Below are 19889 nucleotides of genomic sequence, written 5' to 3' on the forward strand. Positions count from 1 at the left end.
AGTCAGCTCCACAACGCCCGGCGATGTCATACCTGCCTCATCGCGTCAGCTGGCGGCATCGAAATACATTGCGTTGCATAAACACCTGATCGGCGCGCGGTCCGGTGCGCGCGGATTCGCCATGGGGTGGTGCCCATCGCAATATCCGCTTAGTGTGGGGGAAGCAGATGTGGCGCGCGTATGGCCCGCGTGAGAGGACCCACTGGCAGCGGCCGGCTATTTAATGCACGCGCAGCTCGCCGACGTGATCGGCCAAATCGCAACGAGCTGCGTCGTGGACAGCGTTGAGAGGGTTCACTACATGGAATGCCCTGTGGATGTTCCGGATACCGGGCGCCCGGCGGCTAAACCCAAGTCGGGCGGTGCGGCGGACGACTATTCGGATGTTCCCGACATGTTCCTGGCCCTCCGCGAGATGCCCTCCGATGGCTCCGCGTATCACCGTGGCCGCGAGCAGATTGTGACCAGGTGCTTACCGCTGGCAGACAATGTCGCACGGCATTTCGATCGTCGTGGTGTCGACCTCGAGGACCTGGTTCAAGTCGCGCGGGTCGGATTGATGAATGCGGTCAACCGGTTTGACCCCGAAAAGGGCGCGAATTTCCTTGGTTTCGCTGTTCCCACCATGATGGGGGAGGTGCGTCGATACTTCCGCGATCACGGGTGGTCAATGCATGTGCCGCGTGCGATCCGGGACAGGCATGTCCAGATCGCCAGGGCCACAGCGGAACTGACCCAGACGCTGCAGCGTGCGCCCACAGCTAGCGAGTTGGCAGCGGAGTTGGGGATCAGCCGTGAGGACGTCGTTGAGAGCCTGGTCGCGGCGGATGCCTATCAGCCGCAGTCAATCGAGGCGCCTCTGACCCACGGAGATGACGAATCCAAGCATGTAGGGGACCTGCTCGGTGGCATCGACCCGGCACTGGAACACGTCACCAATCGTGAGGCAGTACGCCCGCTGCTGGCTGGGTTGCCGCGTCGCGAGCGCACGGTCCTCGAGCTTCGATTCTTCAAAGGCATGACCCAGAGTCAGATCGCCGACGAGATCGGCGTATCCCAGATGCATGTGTCGCGGATCCTCAGTGACACGCTGCGGCATCTCCGGGAACAGTTGCAGTAGGTCTCACGCGTGTTTTCTATGGATTGAACGGCGTCATCACCGGGTACGTGTATGTCCAGCTCAACGTATCTGGAGGTGAGCGGTGGACGCACTTCGACTTGTACGATGCTTCGCAGGCTTCGTGCGGCAGGGCTATCCGTTGAACGCCCCTGCTGTCGGGCACTGCGCACTTGTGGCGCTCATGCCCAGTGTTCCGGACGCTGAACCCGATCCGGCTCACAGTCATCAAAATTAGCTTTACAGCGTAAACACCTGACCGCGTAGGACGCCCATGTTTGCGTTGGGCCACCTAGGCAGCTAGAAGCATTGTGCACGAACGCGAGTCGGCGTAGCGTCATCGTCAGGTTGAGTCCACAGCCGCGCAGGATCTGTAGATGCCAGTGCAGCGTCGGGCTTCTATATCGGCTAGTAGCCTGGTGTCTCCGATCCGACGAATGCACACTTCGATCGTTGGAGTCATACATGTCTATCAGTGACCAGAATGCATCACGTTTCGCGGCTCGAACCAAAACGGGTGTTATTTCGCTATTTTCATCAACGGACGACACCGCGCAGTTCACGGCGCACTGGCACCGCCCATCTGCGATCCTCGTAAGCGTCACGGGCGAGATTGACGCGGTCAACGCCGGCCACCTCACGGAGTATGCAACGCGCTATCTTGATGGGCACCGCGCTTTGGTGCTCGATCTAGAAGGGCTGCGGTTCTTCGGAACCGACGGTTTGGTGGCACTCGACGAGATACGCCGCCACTGTGCGGTGGAAGGGATCGACTGGTCGGTGATTCCCGGACGCGCCGTCGCCAAGCTGCTCGAGATCAGCGGGGACAGCAGCACGTTCCCGATGAGCGATTCGATTCCCGAGGTGTGGAGCAAGTTGGCGCTGTAGTCGAAAAGCGTTGTATCAGAGGTATTTAACCGTGCGCCACATGCACTGCCGCAGGGGTACGCCGTCCCGTGCTCATCGTCACGCCGACGACACGACCTGTCTCGTCGGCCGAGCGATCCCGTTCGAAAACCTCAATGTGGTCTACCAGCGATCTGAGAACATGCCAGCTGAAGCTATCGAGCGGAAACACATCCCCGGGCAGACACTGCGTAAAGGCCACGATGCCCAGACGATCCGAATGAAAATCCAACCGAACGGTGAGTGTGGCCTCGGACACCGACGCCCGGATCAGCCGAGTGCACGCTTCGTCGGTGGCTAGTTTCAGGTCGGCCACCGTGTCCATATCGATGTCATCGAACGTCGCTGCCGCGCCTACGACGGTACGTATCATCGCCAGATTGTCTAGCCGAGCAGCTATTTGGAGTGTGAGAGACCGGTCGCCCGCATGACTGCCGGATTCAGTGATGTGAGTCTCGGTCATATCTCTCCCAACATTTCCTGCGTTCGAGATTACCCGGATCATCGGCGCACAACCAATACCTGGACGTGCCCGTTCGGCATCCACTCCGAACTCCGGGCGTAGCCGATGCACTTAGGTAACGTCAGTCTACGTCTTCTGCTGCTATACGGGCCTAGGGGTGCTCGAGCTGATCGGTCTGCATGAGAGGGCTTGCACCGCGTGCGCATGGGGCACGGGCGAGTGCCGCCGGCGAAAATGGGTAAGCACGCCTTGCAGCAACGCAATTCGCAGAGTGTCTGCAGTGCCTGTGCGTTCATGATAGGTGTGACCTACCCCGTGCACCATGGACTCAATCATCGATTTGCGCGACTCATGAGGAGTCGGTGCTTTCGTGTTCCTCAAGCCCCACCGCGTCCAGTAGATCCGCGCGGTCTCGGCTCAATTGTCGCGCCAAGTTCGGGTTCATCTGTCCCAGTGCATCGGCGATGTCGGCCAGTCCGTCGGCGATCCCGTTGAGCTTCTGCTGTACCGCGTTGTCCGATCGTCTTTGCGTGTTCTGCAAGAGTGCGACCAGCAGAAAGGTAATGATGGTGGTCAGCGTGTTGATGATCAGCTGCCAGGTGTCGATGTTGAACAAGACGAACGTGGGGGCCCACAACACCACGATCAGAACGCACATCACAAAGAACCATGGTTGCGAGACATATCCGGACATCAGCGTCGCGAACTTGTCGAACGCCGAAAGCCGCTGGTTCACCTCGGACGGATACACGGCCGGGCCGTGTGGATGGGTGCCACTACGCATCGCTACGCTCCTCTTACTCCTCGCCCGAATTGCCCTGCACTGCAATCTGTTAAATAGACTCCTACCGTGCAGCGCTCGATACGAACGTGTTTCAGCGGTGTACTAGGCGCAAGAGCAGGATTCGCCGCTGCCAGGGTTTGTTCAATCGTGGCGAGGTTCCGAATGCTCTTGGTGCCACGCATCTTCCATTTCACGGACGCGTTTGCGTTCGATGTGGAGCCAGAGCCACCCAAGAAGGAAGAACGCGAAGGCCGAAACGCCTGCAATCGATGCCCAGCCGTAGTACCGGTAGCCGGCCGCGGTGAGTCCCAGTACCACCACGGTGATGCCGAGCGCGATGAGCGCCAATCCCGGCCAGGACGCTCTGTCCGTCAGAGCCTCGCCGGCGTGCGGACGAAACGTGCGGGCATGATCCACTGGGTCGTCAGCTGACTCGTGCATGCTGTCTCCTAACGGCCAGGGGGTGCCGGCGCTTCGCGGCTAGCGCGCGAGATGGCTTCCGGGCAATGGTCATGCCGCAGCAATACCCGCGATACCGCTGATCAAACCCGCGGGCGTGGTCAGGTCGTCATCATCCGGCCGGCAAACATGAGGTTCACCACCATGAGCAACAGCAGGAACCAGCCGGCGCCCTGCCAGATCCACCAGCTATCCTGGCGCTTCCAGCTTCGGTAGGTTTGCACAAACGCAACAATCCCGCCGATCAAGAGCACCGCGGGCGAGGCCAGCGCAATCATCGGCGTGCCGTGCCGCCCGCAAAGCGCCTCATCGACGTCCAGACTGATCGAACACTGTCCCATCCACATCACGGACGTGATCAGGGTGATACCGGCAGCCACCACGACCACGACGCTGAACCACGCCGCCTTTCCGAAAGCTGCCTTATCCCGTGACTTTCGTGTTCGGTCGCTGTACATCGGAGCGTTCATTCGCGCCCTTCCCTGGGTCCCGCGTGAGCAGACTTCCCGGAACGGCGTGTGGTCAAACTCCTACTGGGGAACGCGTTGGTGAGTGGTGAGTAGTAGGCGGTCGTATTCCGATCGTGCGGGCAGGTCCTTGCCGAAGTCCAGACTTTGAAAGTCGGTGACGATCTGCTGGGCAAGTGCACGCAATTTCACGTTGTTCTCTTGCGACCGCCACTTCAGTAGCTCAAATGCCGCATCCGCGTTGAGTCGGTACACCAGCATCAACATGCCCTTGGCCTGCTCGATGATCCCTCGGCTCTCGGCGATTTCTACGACAGCGGCAGTCAGCGAATCCTCGTGGTCTTGGTGCGCGGACGGGGTGACGTCGACGTAGAAGCCGTGAGTTCCGATAACGGTGCCGCGATCGTCGTACAGCCGGTCTCCGATCACGACAACGTGGTGCACTCTCTGCTGTAGGTCGATGATGCGATGACGAGTGCTGAAGGCCTGGGCCGTACGTCGAATTTCGTCGAGCGTAGCCGCAACCTGCCGGAAGTCGTCGGGATGTTTATGGGAGAGCACGATTTCGGTGGTCGGCGTGATCTCTTCCGGGTCATAACCATGCATTTGTGCAACCTCGGCAGACCACTCCCACCGTTCGTCCGCGAAGTAAAAGCGAAACCAGCCGACGTGCTGCGGCGCGCCGCCCGCCAGCGCCTGCTCCAAGTCGGCGTCCGCCGCCGATTCGAATAGATCATCAGACATGCCGTGACCGCGACCTCACCATCCGACATCCCTCGAAGGCACCGTCCGGGTGGGCGGCACCTGTTGTGTTTAGCGAACTACCCATAGGGTATTCGGCTCGTCATGTATGGCACAAGACAAGATCAGACGGCGCCCATTTCCGGTAACGATTAGTGGACCACAGCCAGACACCCCTCCTGGATGCGGTGGACCGGTACCACCGTGAAGGCCGTTACGGCTTTACGCCACCCGGGCATCGGCAGGGGCGCGGAGTGGACGCGCGCGTCACGGGAGTGCTAGGGACGGAACCTTTTCGCAGTGATCTTCTGGCCAGCGGTGGCCTCGACGATCGCCGTGCGTCGGGACGCTTCCTCGCTCAGGCGGAATCGTTGATGGCGGACGCGGTGGGTGCGTCATACGCGTTCTTCTCCACCTGTGGTAGTTCGCTTTCCGTCAAGGCCGCGATGATGGCAGTCGCGGGCGGATCCGACGGTGGACTGCTGGTCTGCCGCGACAGCCACAAGTCGATCGTCGCGGGACTGATCTTCTCCGGTGTTCAACCACGATGGATCACCCCACGCTGGGATACGCAGCGGCACATCTCGCATCCACCATCACCAGAACAGGTTGAGCAGACGTGGCGCGAGCACCCTGAGGCCGCCGGCGCTCTGATCGTCAGTCCCAGTCCGTACGGCACGTGCGCCGATATCGGCGGGATCGCACGGGTCTGCCACCGCCGCGGCAAGCCCCTGATAGTCGACGAGGCGTGGGGGGCTCATTTGCCCTTTCACGAGCGGCTGCCGACGTGGGCCATGGACGCCGGGGCCGACGTATGCGTGGTGAGTGTGCACAAGATGGGTGCCGGCTTCGAGCAGGGATCGGTGTTCCATCTCCAGGGAATTCTCGTTGACCCAGAAAGACTTTCGGCATGCGCGGACTTGCTGATGACCACCAGTCCCAACGTAATGGTCTATGCGGCGATGGATGGCTGGCGCCGTCAAATGGTCGAGCATGGACATGAATTACTCGCGAGCGCACTTGATTTGGCGGCAGGAGTTCGATCTGAGATCGCGCGCATTCCGGGCCTGGAAGTACTCGAGGAACAACTGCTCGGAGTCGAGGCCTCGCACGATCTGGATCGCCTGCAGGTACTCGTTGATATCTCCAGTACCGGAACGTCGGGGTATCAGGCGGCCGACTGGTTGCGTGAGCACAAGCAACTGGATCTGGGGATGAGTGATCATCGCCGCTTCCTGGCAACTCTGTCATTCGCCGATCGGGATCTGACGGCCGAGCGACTTCTGAGTTCTCTCGTAGCGTGGCGAGCGGCCGCGGAGGGCTTCCCGCGTCCGCGTCCCTTGTATGTGCCGCCGCCCCGGCAGTTGGAACTGGAAAGCGTGATGTTGCCGCGCGACGCGTTCTTCGGCGAGGTAGAGACCATCGCCGTCGAGGATGCGCCGGGCCGCGTTGCGGCCGAACAGGTTACGCCGTATCCGCCAGGTATCCCGGTGGTGGTGCCGGGGGAGCGACTCACGAGGCCAGTGCTCGACTACCTTCGCTCGGGCGCGGAGGCCGGTATGACTCTGCCCGATCCAGCGGATCCGTCGTTGCGATCAATTCGGGTTACCGCGCACGGCTAGCGGCCCGCGATGAATTCCTGAGCCTTGGCCTTTGCGCCTTGGGATAGTAGGTGCGAAGCATTTGGGTCGCCGCGCAGCACGGCGTGGCCCAGGTTTTTCACTTGCTCGTAGTCCACATGCGGAGGTAGCGGCGGGACTTCCGGATCGCAATACATGTCGAGCAGAGTCAATCCACGTGTGGCGAGGGCTCGGTCCCAGGCCGGGGCCACGGCATCGTCTTCGCGCACAGTGATGGCGTTCCAGCCCATGGTCGTGGCGAGATCGGCATATGAAACTTCCGGGAGGGACTGTGAAGGTTCGAATTTCGGGGCACCCGCCATGGCACGCATCTCCCAGGTCACCTGGTTCAAATCGTCATTATGGAAGACGCACACGATAAATGGCTGGTCATACCATTTGTCGCGATACCGCGTGATCGTGAGCAGTTCGTTCAATCCATTCATTTGCATTGCGCCGTCGCCCACGAGCGCGATCACGGGACGGTCGGGGTGAGCGAACTTGGCGCCGATTCCATACGGCACGGCGCTTCCCATCGTGGCGAGCGTTCCCGACAAGGAGCCGCGAGCGTCAACGCCGAAGCGTAGACAGCGTGCGTACCACGTCGTCGACGACCCGGAGTCTGCCGTGACGATGGCGTTACCGGGTAGGCGAGAAGACAACTCCCAGACCACTCTCATGGGGTTGATGGCGTTGGCAGACAACATGCTTTGTTGTTCGACTACCGACCACCAACGCCGGACACCGTCCTCGATACCCTCGCGCCAAGCTCTGTCGGGTTTGCGTTGCAGCAGTGGTATCAACGCCGCCAAGGCTGCCCTGGCATCGGCGACGATGTTGATTTCGGTGGGGTATCGCATGCCTACCGTCGCGCCATCCGAATCAATCTGAATGGCGCGCGCCTGGCCGAACTCTGGCAGGTATTGGCTATACGGGAAGTTGGAACCGACGATGAGCAGGGTGTCGCAGTCGCGCATCAGTTCATAACTCGCGCGCGTCCCCAACAGTCCGATCGAGCCGGTGACGTATGGCAAGTCATCCGGTAGTACATCCTTGCCCAGGAGTGCCTTCGCGACACCAGCGCCGGTCAGTTCGGCCACGTCACTGACCTCCGGGGCCGCATTCCGGGCGCCCTGGCCGATGAGGATTGCCACCCGCGAGCCGTCGTTGAGGATCTCTGCAGCGCGTTCCACAGCCCTGGCAGGGGGTTCCAACGTGCCGACGGCATCGCACGGGTCGCTCGACGGAACTTCTTTGAACGCATGCGCCGGGGGCTGGTACTTCTCCAATTGCAGATCTGACGGGACGATCACCACTGCCGGCCCCCGACTCGATCTGGCGGTGCGAAATGCACGATCAAGCACCACCGGTAGTTGGCTGGGCACCGCGACTTCGATCGTGTAGTCACCGGACACATCACTGAGCAGGGTCTGTAGGTCGACCTCTTGCTGATATCTGCCTCCCATCGCGGTGCGGGCCGTTTGGCCGACAATCGCGACAACGGGGACACGGTCGAGCTTGGCGTCGTAGAGGCCGTTGAGGAGATGAATGGCGCCCGGTCCTGACGTCGCCGCGCACACCCCGACCTTCCCCGAGAACTTGGCGTATCCAGTGGCCGCGAGCGCCGCCATCTCTTCGTGGCGTGTCTGGACGAACATAGGTTGGTTGCCTGCGCGCCCCAACGCGCCGAGCAGCCCGTTGATTCCATCTCCTGGATAACCGAAGATCTCGTCCACGTCCCATTGACGCAGGCGCTGCACGATGTAGTCGGCGACATTCTGGCTCATGAGTCTGCCTTCCTCAGTGGTGATTTAGCCGGTTCCCGCGCGGGCACATGGGCGCCGGTGGCCTCGGCCACCGTGCTCATGGACCAGGGGGCCGGCGCTTTCACAACCGACTGGCCAGCAGGCCCTTTGCGATCTCAGCGCCCTTACGGCTGTCGGCTTGGGCCTTTCGGAAAAGTTCCGTGACCTCGGTGTCGCTATCGCGTTCCGCATCGGTGATGAACGTTTGCAGTCGCAGCACGTTCTCCAGGCAGTCGTTGGTAAACCGAATCAGGTCGTAGTTCTTGTCTTTCGTGCCGGTCAGTTCTCCGGACTCAGCGGCCAGGGTCATGATGCTCCTCTCTGGTGTGCTTGACGACGTGGTCGTACCCGCCACGTATCTCGGTAAACACGGCGTTTGCGGACGGGTGGCAGTGCCGCGTCCAGCGGAATTTCGTCTGCCACGAGCGCGATGTTGTCGGCGGTCGGTGCGCCGGAGACTCGATGTCAAGTTCCGCAGGGGAGGAAGTGAGGCCGACCGGCGCGTGACACGGTCGGCCTCACTTTCGCCAGGTGGCTTGCTGGCCCACCGCAAATATCAAGTCGGCGAGCGATGTTCTCTGGCACTACTACCCGCGCGAGCATGTACGAAACTATGCGGGGATCATTTCGGTTTCGCGTTCCCACGTGCGGTGCCGACGGATCACGGCTGCGAAGGCTGTCGCGAATTCCGTTGGCAGAGTGTCGGCCTCGGCGGTCGTCGTTACCACGCCGTTCTCCTCGACGACTTCGGTGGTGGTGGCGAGCGTCTCGACAACCGAAGCGGAGCCTAGTATGTCTAGGCCCGCGCCGAACGCCGCGATCGGCTTGAGATGCTTGTACGCCTCCGAGACGAAGTGCACGGCATAGCCGTTACGTGCGAGCCGCTCTGCCGATCCGACACCGGATGGCACGACGACCGCGTCGTACAAGACGGAGGCCATGGTCGTCATGGCACGATCCACGGCCAGCTCACCGCCGAATTCTCTGGTCAAGGTGCCTCCTGCGGTCGCGGCAAGCACCTCGGCGACGGCATGGTTCTGACGCAGAACTGTCCGCAGCGATTCGACGCCGCGCACATCGACTCCATCGGCGGCCAAGATCGCGATGCGGCGGGTCGCGATGGTGCCGGGTGACATGGCGAGCTGCGACAAGGCCGGCGAAGCTGGAAGAGTGTCGTCAACAGATTGTATTGCAGGACAGGGTAAACCGAGCCGCGAAGCGACCTCGGATGCCAGCTCATGGTCAATGAGGTTGAGCTGCTCGACCGTACGCGCGCGGATGTCGTTGTGCGGACCCACCTTCCCGAGCTCAAAGGCGAATGCGGAGACAATGTGGTCGGCTTCGATTACCGACATGCTTCGCCAGAACATTCTCGGCTGGCTGTAATAGTCCTTGAAGCTCTCTGCGCGTTCGCGAATCTTGTGGCCATCGATCCGCTCCGTGTAGTGACGGAAAACATCGTCCTGCGCTAGCGCCGGGCAGCCTGCGCCGAGACTGTTTTTGATGTAGCTCGTCTTGCCTTGCGGGATATCGTGCTGGGCGAAGCCGTCTCGTTGATTGTTGTGGACGTCAGCAGTCGGGCGGTTGATAGGCAGTTGCGCGAAATTGGGACCGCCCAGCCGGATCAATTGAGTATCCAAATACGAGAAGTTTCGGAACTGCAAGAGTGGATCGTTGGTGAAGTCGATACCGGGCACGACGTTCGCGGTATGGAAGGCCACCTGCTCGGTCTCGGCGAAGAAGTTGTCCGGATTGCGGTCGAGGACCATACGTCCAACGGGCTGCACCGGAACCTGCTCTTCGGGAATGATTTTGGTTGCGTCAAGCAGATCGAACGGGAATTTGAATTCGTCGGATTCCGGTACGAGCTGTACGCCGAGCTCCCACTCAGGGTATTGGCCCGACTCGATGGCGTCCCATAGATCGCGCCGGTTGTAAATCAGGGTCCTTACCCGCGATCTGTTGGCATTCGTCCCACAGCAGGGAATGAACGCCGAGGGCGGGCTTCCAGTGGAACTTGACGAAGATGCCTTCGCCCGCGTTATTGACCAGCCGGAAGGTATGGACACCGAACCCCTGCATCATGCGGTAGCTGCGCGGCAAGGCCCTATCGGACATCAACCACATGATCGCGTGCAAGGTCTCGGGCTGCAGGGAGACGAAATCCCACAACGTGTCATGGGCTGACGCGGCCTGGGGAATTTCGTTGTCGGGCTCGGGTTTCACGGCATGGACGAAATCTGGAAATTTGATGCCATCCTGGATGAAGAAGACCGGAAAGTTGTTGCCGACCAGATCGTAGTTGCCTTGTGGTGTATAAAATTTCGTTGCGAAGCCGCGCACATCTCGCACGGTGTCAGCGGAGCCACGTGAACCTGCCACTGTCGAGAAACGTACAAACAGTGGCGTTCGCTGTCCTGGCGTGGTGAGGAACTTCGCGGCTGTAAAGTCCGAGAGCCAGTCGTCATAGGGTTCGAAGTAGCCGTAGGCGCCCGCGCCGCGCGCATGCACAACTCGCTCGGGAATCCTTTCGTGATCGAAATGGGTGACCTTCTCCCGGGCATGGAAGTCCTCGAGAAGTGTTGGCCCGCGGGCGCCCGCCGCAAGGGCGTCATCGGTGCTATCGACGCGAACACCTTGCTGCGTGGTGAGATATCCGGAGCCACGTCCCACGCGGGCCGTATCCAGCTGTTCCTGTTTCGGATTCGGTGCGCTGTCCACTGTGGTCTCCTTTGCGGCGTGAAAGATGCTGCGGCCGGGTACCCGGCCGCAGCATGAACAAACGTCGCGGCGTCGCCCGGGACGCAATGGCTCTGTTAGGAGGGAAGTCGCGGTCCACGCGTCCGCGAGGTGATTCTCGAACGAAGGATCAACGGCAGCACGAGCCAGCAGAAGCTGAATGCAACGAGTGCCACGGCACCCGAAGCGATACCGGCGCGGCGGCCCGAGACAGTATCGAAGACGATGTCTGTGACTCCGACCATGGCCAGCCCTAGTGACAGCAGACCGGCGAACGCCAACCGGTGTGCCGCAGAGACAAGCACGGGTAGGCGGTGCCGGCGGAACAACACGCGGTGCACGCCAACGGGCGCCACCAACAGCACCGTGGACACAACCGAGCAAGCCACTGTGGCGAGATAGACCAACCGCATCGGATGATCGAGCACGGTGAAGCGCTGCTGGAAGGGGAGCGTGAGCAGCAGGCCAGTCAACAACTGGACGCCGGTTTCCACGACCCGCAGTTCCTGCAGCAGACTGGCCCAGTTCCGGTCGAGCCGTTCGGTCACATTCTCATGGCGAGCCCGCGCGTCCCACTGCTGGTCGTTTTCGGGGTGGTCGGCGTCCACCTTTCGGTAGTTCCCTGTTTGAGCCGGGCGAAACCCGGGTAGAGGCAATGTATGCATACGAAAGCCAGAAATTCAGTGAGTGTCGTCATCAGCTCCATGGCGGTGATTGCTTCGCTAGTTGGCTGCGGTAGCGACACGTCCGCTTCTAGCGTCGGCACCACCACGCAAACACCGCCCGCGCCTGGGGGCAGCGGCAGCGTGCCGGGTGGTCCGACCGGCGGGGGTGGCCCTGAGGGTGGAGCCGGAAGCGTTCCCGGCGGCCCAACTGGCGGGGGCGGCCCGGGTGGGGGCGCGGGCAGCATCCCTGGTGGTCCGACCGGCGGCGGTGGACCAGAAGGTGGCGCCGGAAGCATCCCTGGTGGTCCGACCGGCTCCGGTGGGCCGGGCGGTGGAAGCGGATGCATCCCCAACGTGGGGTGTGTGAACGTACCCTGATCGATCCGATAGCGGAGGTCATGGCATGAGTAACAAGACTATCCTTGCAGCCCTTGCTATCTCGGCAGCGTCAGCGGTGATCGTCGCGCCGGTGGGACATGCTTCGACAGACTGCAGCCCGGAGAGCGTCATGCAGACGATCCGAGCGGCCGACAACGCCCTGAGTGTTTACTTTACGAAGTATCCAAAGGCCAACGAGGTGATCACGCAGGCCTACACGCAGCCCGAACCGGTTGGGGCAGCCAATATCAAGGCGTACTTTGGTGCCCATCCCCAACAGGACCGGGAACTTCAAGACATCATGGCGCCCATCGACAAGAAGCGGCAAGAGTGCAAGACAGTCTGACGATGCCGCGCCTCAACGCGACGGGCGATCATCGACGATTGCGCGCGCCACGTCCACGAGCTTGGTGTTGGACTCCTGAGATAGCTGCCGTATCAACGTGAAGGCCTGGGCAGCATCGATGGCGAACCGCTCCATCAGCATTCCCTTGGCTTGACCGATGATGTCGCGGGAGGCTAGCGCCGAGACCCACTGTGATTCGCGCTGCGCGGCGACGAGCACGATCGCAGCGTGGGTGGCCAGTGCCAGGCCGGCGTCATAGGAATCCGCACCGAATGCCTGCGGGCTTCGCGAGTAGAGATTCAGCGCCCCAAGGTTTTCGCCATTCGTGAACAGCTGGAATGACAGCATTGATCGCACACCGAGCTTGACCGCGGCCTTCGCGAATTCCGGCCAGCGCGTGGTCTCGGCCAGATCTTCGGCGTATACCGTCTCGTGCTCCCACGCCGATTGGACACAAGGCCCCTCGCGCAACTCCTGTTGGATCTCGTCGAGAATGCGGGGCACCTCTGAGGTCGCTGCCCGGGATTCGATGGTGTACTGACCGGTCACCAAGGTGATACCGGCCTGCTCAACACCGGGCACACTCTCCAGAGCTGCGGCGGTGATCGATCTGAGCGTCATCTCGACGCTGGAATGCTCTTGTTGCATACGGCGGGCGACGTCAGCCATCTTCGCGCTGAAGGCGCCGGGAACAGGGTCGTCGGTCACGCCGACCATCGTGCCAGTTGGCGACGGGCTTAGCGCGATTCTCCTGCACATGGGTTCACCGCGTCAGGTCGATCAGCTCCGATGAGTGCGGCCAGCGGCAGAGCACCTAAACTCAGCTAACTTCCCGGTTATCTCATAACCCCGAGTAGGCCACGCGATAGGAGCTCGCCCTGTGAACAGCACGCCGGAGACGCTGACGCGAGGGCTCTCCGCGCGCCACATCCGCTTCATCGCATTGGGTTCGGCCATCGGGACGGGTCTGTTCTATGGATCGGCCGAGGCGATCAGGCAGGCGGGCCCCTCGGTTCTGCTGGCGTACATGCTGGGCGGGGCCGTCATCTACATCGTGTTGCGGTCGCTGGGGGAGATGGCGGTGCGCAGCCCGGTCGCGGGATCATTCGGCGAATACGCGACGCAATACATGGGCCCGCTGGCCGGGTTTCTCACCGGCTGGACGTACGCCCTGGAGATGGTCGTCGTCTGTTTGGCCGATGTCACCGCGTTCGGTGTGTACATGGGGTTCTGGTTCCCGGGCGTGCCACGCTGGATCTGGGTGCTCTCGATCATCTTCTTCATCGGTGCGATAAATCTGCTCAGCGTCAAGGTGTTCGGGGAAGTTGAGTTCTGGCTCAGCCTCGTCAAGGTGCTTGCCATTGTCGCGATGATCGGTGGCGGCATCGCGATCTTGCTGTGGGGTACATCTACCGGCCATGGGGCGCAGCACGGTATCGCCAATCTGTGGAATGACGGCGGCTTCTTCCCCAACGGGTTGGCAGGTTTCTTGGGCAGCTTCATGATCGTGATGTTCGCGTTCGGAGGCACCGAGATCATCGGAATCACTGCGGGTGAGGCCAAGGACCCGGCGCACACGATTCCCCGGGCCATCAACACGGTTCCCATACGCATCATGCTTTTCTACGTTTTGACACTCGCTGTCATCATGTCCCTGAATCCCTGGCGCTCCATCGATTCGAACAGCAGCCCGTTTGTCCAGATATTCGAGGGGTTGGGGCTTAGGTCAGCGGCGACCGTCCTGAATGTCATTGTGGTGACGGCGGCATTGTCGGCGATCAACAGTGATGTCTTCGCCGCTGGACGAATGATCTACGGCATGGCTCAGCGGGGACAGGCACCCGCGATCATGCGGCGGGTATCGCGTAACGGCGTCCCGTGGATGACCGTGGTCGTCATGACGGCGGCCTTGCTCGTCGGCGTGGTGTTGAACTATGCGATAGAGGAACGTGTTTTCGTCATCATCGCCTCAGTTGCCACCTTTGCAACGATCTTCGTCTGGCTGATGATCCTTCTGTCCCACTTCAGGTTCCGATCGGAAACGGGCGCCGACGATATGTCAGGGCCGAGCTTTCCGGTACCGGCCTGGCCGTACCTGCAGGTGTTCGCGACCGGATTCCTGGTCTTCGTCATGATTCTGCTGGGCTTCAGTGCGGATACCCGCGTTGCGCTCATCGTCGGTGCGGTGTGGCTTCTGCTGCTCGCGGCCGGGTATCGCATGTCGCGCCGGGTTGCATAGGCGAGATTAACGCCCCACGCCTCGCGGTATCCGAATCATCCCGCTTCCCTCACCGTGGCTGCGCTTGCTTCGGCGCGACCGAAATGATCGGAGAGAAATGCGAATCCTGCCTTCGCGAATTGTGGTGCAGCGGTGAGGTGCTCACCGAAACGAATCGGATGCTCGCGCACGTCGACACCGAGAGCGCTCCAACGCTGCACCAATAGCTCGGCCTGACGGTAGGGGATCACCTGATCTTGCCGTCCGGTGCCCACCAACACCGGAGCCGCAGGCGCCAGGTGTCCCAGGCTGTTGTCGTGCAGTTGCGTGACCCATGCCGGCTCGGCAAAGGGGTCCGCACCCGCGAGATAGCGCTGTCGATTCTTGGGTAGCAGTAGGCCCAGAACAATTGCGGCGACAATATGGGTCCTTCGCAACACTGCGGTGACCAGCCGCCCGCCTCGGTTGAGGTAGTCATGCAATCGCAGTTCGGGATAGCTGCTGTCGAGTCCAATCCCGGTGTACAGCAAGAGAAATGCGAAGAGTCCACCGTCCAGTTCGGTGGCGAGTTCGGGGAAATCTACCGGAGCCGCGCCAACGGCCGCAGCACGCAGCGGCATGTCGGGTGCGTAGCTCGGCTGCAACTGCGCGGCCCAGCCGGCAGTGTTGCCGCCCTCGGAGTAGCCGTATATGCCTGCTGGGCCCTGCGCCTCGAGATCGGCCTGAGGTAGCTGTCTTGCGGCGCGCATGATGTCCAAAAGCGCGCGTCCGTTTGTTTTTCCGACGACATAGGGATGCACGCCAGGGGTGCCGAGCCCCGGATAGTCGGTGACGGCCACTACCCACCCGCGCCGTACGGCCGCGGTGAGGAAGGGGGCCTCGTACTCCAGGCCGAGTTCAAGTAGGCGAGACACGGTGGCGGAGCGCGCCAGACCCTGGGTGCCGGGGGCGAATCCGAGTAACGGCCGTGCAGTCATCGGGGCCGGAGCATCGGGGATGAGCACGACACCGGATACCGCGATAGGGGTGCCTGTTGCGGTCGTCGATCGATACAGCACGCGCCAGGCCTGGGCCCGCATCCTGACTCCGGGGAAGACACGCGCGGCCATGGGCGTGGCACGCAGTAGATCGCCGGGAGACCCGGTGTTGTCGAGAGCGGGCGGATCGTAGAACCGATCACGCGCTCGGCGGGTGGCCGGGGTATAAGACATCGTTGTCCTCCGGGGTTGGTGCGGCTATGAAGCGTCGGGTGAATGTAGTTGCGCACGAAGTACTTTGCCACTGGCATTGCGCGGTATCTCGTCAAGAACAACGAACCGTTTCGGAACCTTGTAGCGCTCGAGACCCTCCCGAACATGAGCCTTGAGCGTGTCCTCCCGGGGCGCTGAGGACCCCGCCGCAGCAACCACGAAAGCCTGCAATACCTGACCGAATTCGTCATCGGGTACGCCGATGACGACGGCATCCGCGAGCGCGGGGTGCGCCGTGAGTCGGTCCTCGACTTCCCCGGGGAATATGTTCTCGCCACCCGAGACAATCATGTCGTCGGAGCGACCGTCGATGTACAGCCTGCCTTCCGCGTCGAAATGGCCCATATCGCCTGTGTTCACATGCCCATCGACGACTTCCTTGGAAGCGGCGTGCGCTGTTTTGTCGGGTGTGTAACCCTCGTACTCCAGGCCACCGCGGACGAAGATCATTCCCGTCTCACCGGCCTCAACCTCTCGGCGGTTGTCCCCAAGGATGCGCACGGACACTCCAAGTGCCTTGCGCCCCGCAGTATTCGGTGCGGCAACGAGGTCCGCAGGGGAGGCGATCGCGACCACCCCGGCTTCGGTGGATCCATACCCATTTACCAATATCGGTCCGAAGGCTGCCAGCACGCCGGAGACGGTGGCCGGTGATATCGGCGCCGCCCCAGTCACGATCATCCGTAATGGCAGCCCTTGGGCGTTTTGCCTGCCTATTTCCGGGAGCGCCGTCAACAGCCTCTGCAGCATGACCGGTACCGCGAACAGTACCGTGACATGTTGACGCGCAATATCGTTCATGGCTTGCGCGGCGTCGAATCGTCGTCGGCACAGCACGGTGCCTCCCAGCGCCAGTGGCCCGAGCAGCGCTGCCAAGCCAAATCCGTGGAAGAACGGCGGTGCCACCAGCACCCTGTCCCGGGAACGCAGTCGCACGGTGGCCATCGCGGTCACGCACATGAGCACCAACTGTCGGGGTTTGACGGCGCGCGGCACTCCCTTGGCCAGCCCGGTGGTGCCCGAAGTGAGCAGGGTGAGTTTCACCGGACGGCGCACCGGTGGCGGCTTGGGATGCGTTTGTGTCGCGAGTGCATCCAAGCTCAGGAGTCCCTCCGCGGCCGGAGTCTCGTGCCAGGCCAGTACACGCAAGCCACGGTAGTTGGCGGCATCGACCGCTTCGGTGTACTCGGCATCGAAGATCAGTACGTCCGGTTCGTGGCGTTGCAGGATCGCGTGCAACTGTTGAGGAGTCAGTTCCGTGTTGATGAAGATGAGTTCGGCCCCGAGCTGTGCACCGGTCAGCATGGCCTCGGCGAATCCTCGATGGTTGCGGCATACGATCCCGACCGAAGTGGGGGCCGAAGGCGCCAGCGCGTAGACGGCCGCGGCGATCGCCTCCGCGCGCTGATGCAACTGGCGATAGGTGATGTGCCCCGCCTCGTCGATCAGCGCGATCCTGTTGGGAAATCGAATCGCGGTGGCCGCCAACAACAGTGCCGGTGTCGGCCCGTACTGACAGAGGGCGCGGGCAAGTGCGGCGACGGCCCGTGGACCCATCGGGGTGAGCGCGCCTGAGGTGAGCGCCGCAGGCACCGCGGCAGCCCACTGCCTGAGGCTTTGCCTGAACTCATTCGGCATGAGCACCCACCGGGTCCGATGTCTGGACACGAGTCGGAGCCGGCCGGCCTGCGGTAACCCTTGCCAGGGAGGCCTGGGTATCACCCAATCGCCGATAGACGAAACCGAGGATCGGTTCCATCGGAAAGCGCAGTACCGGAGCTAATATCGCGGAGGGATGCCCGTACACCGGCGTCAACGTTCTGGGTTTGTCCACGACGGCGCGGGCGATCACGCGAGCCGCGTCGAGGGGGGTCTGTCCCGGAAGTAGCCGCATCCACCGGCTCGGTGCGCTCATCCGGGTATGCATCAGACCCGCGTAGAAAGTTGTCAGGGTCACCCCATCGCCGCGGGCTTCCATTCCGACAGCGCGCATCCAGATGTCGAACGCGGCCTTGGACGACAGGTAGAAGCCCCACTTGGGTACCACCCCGAACATCACGCCCACTGTCGAGACGTTGACGATGTGGCCGGCGCCCCGGGCCCGCATACCGGGTAGCAGCGCCAGGGTGAGCCTCATGGGCCCCACGTAGTTGGCGCCCGATGTCGCGTTGACGTCTTTGGGCCTGTCGTAGGAGAGGTGTACCGACCGGCGCAGTGATTTACCGGCGTTGTGGATCAGATAGTCGATCGCACCGAAATCATGGAGAACCGCCTCGGCGAACTCTGTGATCGAGGCTTCGGATGTCAAGTCGAGTGGGTAAACCGCTGCCTCGCCGCCCCTTTCGGAGATACCGGAGGCAACCATCCGGAGCTGTTCCATGGACCGTGCGGCCAGCACGACCCTGGCACCGGCCTGTGCGAAGAGTTCAGCGGTGGCGGCGCCGAGCCCGTACGAGGCACCGGTGACGACGACGACCTTTCCCGCCACCTCGCCGCGGAGCCGATCGATGTCCCGTAAACCGCGCGGGCCGATCAGATAGGCGGCCGCGCGTGCGATCGGATGGTGTACGACGGGGGAGGGCCCAGTGGGCAAAATCGTTGACATCTCGGTGCTTTCGGCTACTTGGTGTTGTTAGTTGAGGGACTTATGGAGGCCAGACCGGCGAGCACAGTTCGTAGTTGCGCATCGGACACCACGGCATCGACCACACGTTGGCTGAGTTCGATATCAGGGTCTGATTGCACGGCGCTCAGGACAGTGCCGAAGAAGTTGGCCATGATCAGATCGCGAACAGTGTCGCGGGAGATCTCGTCGGTATGCATCCAATGCAGCACGATGCCCTCGATGAATGAGAGGCAGCCACTGATCGCCGCACGCAGCACCGGCGTCGATTCGGTTCCCGTGATCTCCACGGCCAACGCGTGTGCCAGACGTTGGCGATGTTGTTCACGAACACGCCGTACTTCGGCATCGGCCACGTCGGCCAGGAGCGCCTCGAAGGCGCCGGGCTCCTGCTGTGCCCGATCCAGAAACTTGCCGACACCCTCGGACAATCGCGCCAGCGCCGGACCGCGCATCTGGACGAGTTCACCCCAGAATTCGTCGGCCGCCTGCTCGACCACGGCCAGGTAGAAGCCGCGCTTACCACCGAAGTGGTAGCTGATCGAGCCCGCGGCCACGCCAAGGGCGCGGGCCAGATCCACGATCGAGACCTCGTCGTACCGTTGCGTGCTGAAGGCGACGCGACCGGCCTCCAGCAGGGCGGCACGTGAGGCGACACCACGTTTGTTGCCGACCATGACACCTCCAGTATTTGAATCTGATTCAGAAAGTAGTGATCGAGAAGGCGGCGTCAAGATCTTTCTGAATCAGATTCAAAATCTCTCGCGCCCTCGAGACGATCGGCGCCTACAGTTGGAATTGCGCCGGTCGGGGCCGCACATGGAAGGGATTCCAGTCGTGACAGACATATCCGCATTCGCCGAGCTGGTCGATCGTGACCATGGGCTGTGCGTGCTCAGCACGATTCGAAACGACGGCAGCGTCCAGTCATCGGTGATCAACGCCGGCGTCATGCGCCACCCCCGAACCGGTGAACCAGCAGTCGCGCTGGTGGCGGCCGGGGGCACCCGGAAGCTCGATCACCTGCGGGCGGACCCACGGGCCACCATCGTGGTGCGCGCCGGATGGCAGTGGGTGACCGTGGAGGGAGTCGCCGAGATCATCGGCCCGGACGACCAACAAGCCGGTATCGACGAGGAAACGCTAAGGCTGTTGTTGCGCAACATCTTCCAGGCGGCCGGCGGTACCCATGACGACTGGGACACCTACGACAGGGTGATGGCTGAGGAACGACGCGCCGCAGTTCTGATCGCGCCCGGCCGCGTCTATTCCAATCCCACGCGGGGATAGGCTGCAATATTGTGCAGGT

20 protein-coding genes and 1 pseudogene are annotated in these 19889 nt (G+C 62.0%); 7 read left to right on the forward strand and 14 right to left on the reverse strand.

Translation table 11 applies throughout. The features are described from left to right. The first annotated feature begins 301 nt into the window (after positions 1 to 301). The gene (locus tag RHO23_RS07740) at positions 302 to 1120 is read left to right on the forward strand and encodes a SigB/SigF/SigG family RNA polymerase sigma factor (RefSeq protein WP_070917864.1); all 819 of its coding nucleotides are present in this window, start codon (positions 302 to 304) and stop codon (positions 1118 to 1120) included. A gap of 462 nt (positions 1121 to 1582) precedes the next feature. Then, entirely contained in the window at positions 1583 to 2005 is a 423-nt protein-coding gene (locus tag RHO23_RS07745; RefSeq protein ID WP_070917694.1) for an STAS domain-containing protein, read from the forward strand. Positions 2006 to 2030: 25 nt separating this feature from the next. On the opposite strand, the gene RHO23_RS07750 is transcribed toward RHO23_RS07745, so the two are convergent. The 5 genes from RHO23_RS07750 to RHO23_RS07770 form a co-directional block, all read right to left on the reverse strand. Continuing rightward, a complete protein-coding gene (locus tag RHO23_RS07750; protein WP_064408810.1) occupies positions 2031 to 2486 on the reverse strand; it encodes an ATP-binding protein in 456 nt (151 codons plus the stop codon). Between the two features lie 349 nt (positions 2487 to 2835). After that, complete coding sequence (locus RHO23_RS07755; RefSeq protein WP_064408811.1) at positions 2836 to 3270, reverse strand: low affinity iron permease family protein; 435 nt, start codon at positions 3268 to 3270, stop codon at positions 2836 to 2838. A gap of 141 nt (positions 3271 to 3411) precedes the next feature. After that, the gene (usfY, locus tag RHO23_RS07760; protein WP_070917692.1) at positions 3412 to 3711 is read right to left on the reverse strand and encodes a protein UsfY; all 300 of its coding nucleotides are present in this window, start codon (positions 3709 to 3711) and stop codon (positions 3412 to 3414) included. A gap of 119 nt (positions 3712 to 3830) precedes the next feature. Next, on the reverse strand, positions 3831 to 4199 hold the full coding sequence (locus tag RHO23_RS07765; protein ID WP_064408813.1) for a hypothetical protein: 369 nt from the start codon (positions 4197 to 4199) through the stop codon (positions 3831 to 3833). A 60-nt stretch (positions 4200 to 4259) separates the two neighbouring features. Beyond that, positions 4260 to 4940 carry a PAS and ANTAR domain-containing protein gene (locus RHO23_RS07770; protein ID WP_064408814.1) on the reverse strand — a complete coding sequence of 227 codons (681 nt, stop codon included), beginning with the start codon at positions 4938 to 4940 and terminating at the stop codon, positions 4260 to 4262. 152 nt (positions 4941 to 5092) lie between these two features. Here RHO23_RS07770 and RHO23_RS07775 point away from each other — a divergent pair, with 152 nt between their 5' ends. Then, positions 5093 to 6559 carry an aminotransferase class I/II-fold pyridoxal phosphate-dependent enzyme gene (locus RHO23_RS07775; protein ID WP_423488887.1) on the forward strand — a complete coding sequence of 489 codons (1467 nt, stop codon included), beginning with the start codon at positions 5093 to 5095 and terminating at the stop codon, positions 6557 to 6559. On the opposite strand, the gene RHO23_RS07780 is transcribed toward RHO23_RS07775, so the two are convergent. From RHO23_RS07780 to RHO23_RS07795, 4 genes and pseudogenes are all read right to left on the reverse strand, one after another. Then, positions 6556 to 8343 (reverse strand): thiamine pyrophosphate-requiring protein, encoded by a 1788-nt coding sequence (locus RHO23_RS07780; RefSeq protein WP_064408816.1) that lies wholly within the window; start codon positions 8341 to 8343, stop codon positions 6556 to 6558. The two genes, RHO23_RS07775 and RHO23_RS07780, sit on opposite strands and share 4 nt — an antisense overlap. A 100-nt stretch (positions 8344 to 8443) precedes the next feature. Then, positions 8444 to 8671, reverse strand: a complete 228-nt coding sequence (locus RHO23_RS07785) for a hypothetical protein (RefSeq protein ID WP_064408817.1) — start codon at positions 8669 to 8671, stop codon at positions 8444 to 8446. A 301-nt stretch (positions 8672 to 8972) separates the two neighbouring features. Then, positions 8973 to 11082 (reverse strand): annotated as a pseudogene (locus tag RHO23_RS07790) (catalase). A gap of 95 nt (positions 11083 to 11177) precedes the next feature. Then, entirely contained in the window at positions 11178 to 11708 is a 531-nt protein-coding gene (locus RHO23_RS07795; RefSeq protein WP_064408818.1) for a DUF6328 family protein, read from the reverse strand. Positions 11709 to 11759: 51 nt separating this feature from the next. Here RHO23_RS07795 and RHO23_RS07800 point away from each other — a divergent pair, with 51 nt between their 5' ends. Further along, positions 11760 to 12143, forward strand: coding sequence for a hypothetical protein (locus RHO23_RS07800; RefSeq protein WP_081346411.1), 384 nt, complete (start codon positions 11760 to 11762; stop codon positions 12141 to 12143). A 25-nt stretch (positions 12144 to 12168) separates the two neighbouring features. Next, positions 12169 to 12489, forward strand: coding sequence for a hemophore-related protein (locus RHO23_RS07805; RefSeq protein ID WP_064408819.1), 321 nt, complete (start codon positions 12169 to 12171; stop codon positions 12487 to 12489). Between the two features lie 12 nt (positions 12490 to 12501). Here the strand turns inward: RHO23_RS07805 and RHO23_RS07810 are convergent, their stop codons facing one another. Next, complete coding sequence (locus RHO23_RS07810; RefSeq protein WP_423489192.1) at positions 12502 to 13158, reverse strand: GAF and ANTAR domain-containing protein; 657 nt, start codon at positions 13156 to 13158, stop codon at positions 12502 to 12504. 211 nt (positions 13159 to 13369) lie between these two features. Here RHO23_RS07810 and RHO23_RS07815 point away from each other — a divergent pair, with 211 nt between their 5' ends. Continuing rightward, complete coding sequence (locus RHO23_RS07815; protein WP_423488888.1) at positions 13370 to 14728, forward strand: amino acid permease; 1359 nt, start codon at positions 13370 to 13372, stop codon at positions 14726 to 14728. Positions 14729 to 14763: 35 nt separating this feature from the next. On the opposite strand, the gene RHO23_RS07820 is transcribed toward RHO23_RS07815, so the two are convergent. The 4 genes from RHO23_RS07820 to RHO23_RS07835 are packed head-to-tail and all read right to left on the reverse strand — an operon-like array spanning position 14764 to position 19257. Further along, a complete protein-coding gene (locus tag RHO23_RS07820; RefSeq protein ID WP_064408821.1) occupies positions 14764 to 15918 on the reverse strand; it encodes a lipase family protein in 1155 nt (384 codons plus the stop codon). Between the two features lie 24 nt (positions 15919 to 15942). Continuing rightward, positions 15943 to 17595, reverse strand: a complete 1653-nt coding sequence (locus tag RHO23_RS07825; RefSeq protein ID WP_423488889.1) for an AMP-binding protein — start codon at positions 17593 to 17595, stop codon at positions 15943 to 15945. Continuing rightward, complete coding sequence (locus tag RHO23_RS07830; RefSeq protein WP_064408823.1) at positions 17585 to 18562, reverse strand: SDR family NAD(P)-dependent oxidoreductase; 978 nt, start codon at positions 18560 to 18562, stop codon at positions 17585 to 17587. The genes RHO23_RS07825 and RHO23_RS07830 overlap by 11 nt, the downstream gene beginning before the upstream one ends. A 14-nt stretch (positions 18563 to 18576) precedes the next feature. Beyond that, positions 18577 to 19257, reverse strand: coding sequence for a TetR/AcrR family transcriptional regulator (locus RHO23_RS07835; RefSeq protein ID WP_064408824.1), 681 nt, complete (start codon positions 19255 to 19257; stop codon positions 18577 to 18579). Positions 19258 to 19417: 160 nt separating this feature from the next. Here RHO23_RS07835 and RHO23_RS07840 point away from each other — a divergent pair, with 160 nt between their 5' ends. Further along, positions 19418 to 19870, forward strand: coding sequence for a TIGR03618 family F420-dependent PPOX class oxidoreductase (locus RHO23_RS07840; protein WP_423488890.1), 453 nt, complete (start codon positions 19418 to 19420; stop codon positions 19868 to 19870). The last annotated feature ends 19 nt before the right edge of the window (positions 19871 to 19889 follow it).

Source organism: Mycobacteroides sp. PCS013, from assembly GCF_049532645.1.
GTDB lineage: Bacteria > Actinomycetota > Actinomycetes > Mycobacteriales > Mycobacteriaceae > Mycobacterium > Mycobacterium gwanakae.

Coding starts and splice junctions, on each gene's coding strand:
- RHO23_RS07740 (WP_070917864.1), top strand. CDS start 302: ATGGAATGCCCTGTGGATGTTCCGGATACCGGGCGCCCGGCGGCTAAA.
- RHO23_RS07745 (WP_070917694.1), top strand. CDS start 1,583: ATGTCTATCAGTGACCAGAATGCATCACGTTTCGCGGCTCGAACCAAA.
- RHO23_RS07750 (WP_064408810.1), bottom strand. CDS start 2,486: ATGACCGAGACTCACATCACTGAATCCGGCAGTCATGCGGGCGACCGG.
- RHO23_RS07755 (WP_064408811.1), bottom strand. CDS start 3,270: ATGCGTAGTGGCACCCATCCACACGGCCCGGCCGTGTATCCGTCCGAG.
- usfY (WP_070917692.1), bottom strand. CDS start 3,711: ATGCACGAGTCAGCTGACGACCCAGTGGATCATGCCCGCACGTTTCGT.
- RHO23_RS07765 (WP_064408813.1), bottom strand. CDS start 4,199: ATGAACGCTCCGATGTACAGCGACCGAACACGAAAGTCACGGGATAAG.
- RHO23_RS07770 (WP_064408814.1), bottom strand. CDS start 4,940: ATGTCTGATGATCTATTCGAATCGGCGGCGGACGCCGACTTGGAGCAG.
- RHO23_RS07780 (WP_064408816.1), bottom strand. CDS start 8,343: ATGAGCCAGAATGTCGCCGACTACATCGTGCAGCGCCTGCGTCAATGG.
- RHO23_RS07785 (WP_064408817.1), bottom strand. CDS start 8,671: ATGACCCTGGCCGCTGAGTCCGGAGAACTGACCGGCACGAAAGACAAG.
- RHO23_RS07800 (WP_081346411.1), top strand. CDS start 11,760: ATGCATACGAAAGCCAGAAATTCAGTGAGTGTCGTCATCAGCTCCATG.
- RHO23_RS07805 (WP_064408819.1), top strand. CDS start 12,169: ATGAGTAACAAGACTATCCTTGCAGCCCTTGCTATCTCGGCAGCGTCA.
- RHO23_RS07810 (WP_423489192.1), bottom strand. CDS start 13,158: ATGGCTGACGTCGCCCGCCGTATGCAACAAGAGCATTCCAGCGTCGAG.
- RHO23_RS07820 (WP_064408821.1), bottom strand. CDS start 15,918: ATGTCTTATACCCCGGCCACCCGCCGAGCGCGTGATCGGTTCTACGAT.
- RHO23_RS07825 (WP_423488889.1), bottom strand. CDS start 17,595: ATGCCGAATGAGTTCAGGCAAAGCCTCAGGCAGTGGGCTGCCGCGGTG.
- RHO23_RS07830 (WP_064408823.1), bottom strand. CDS start 18,562: ATGTCAACGATTTTGCCCACTGGGCCCTCCCCCGTCGTACACCATCCG.
- RHO23_RS07835 (WP_064408824.1), bottom strand. CDS start 19,257: ATGGTCGGCAACAAACGTGGTGTCGCCTCACGTGCCGCCCTGCTGGAG.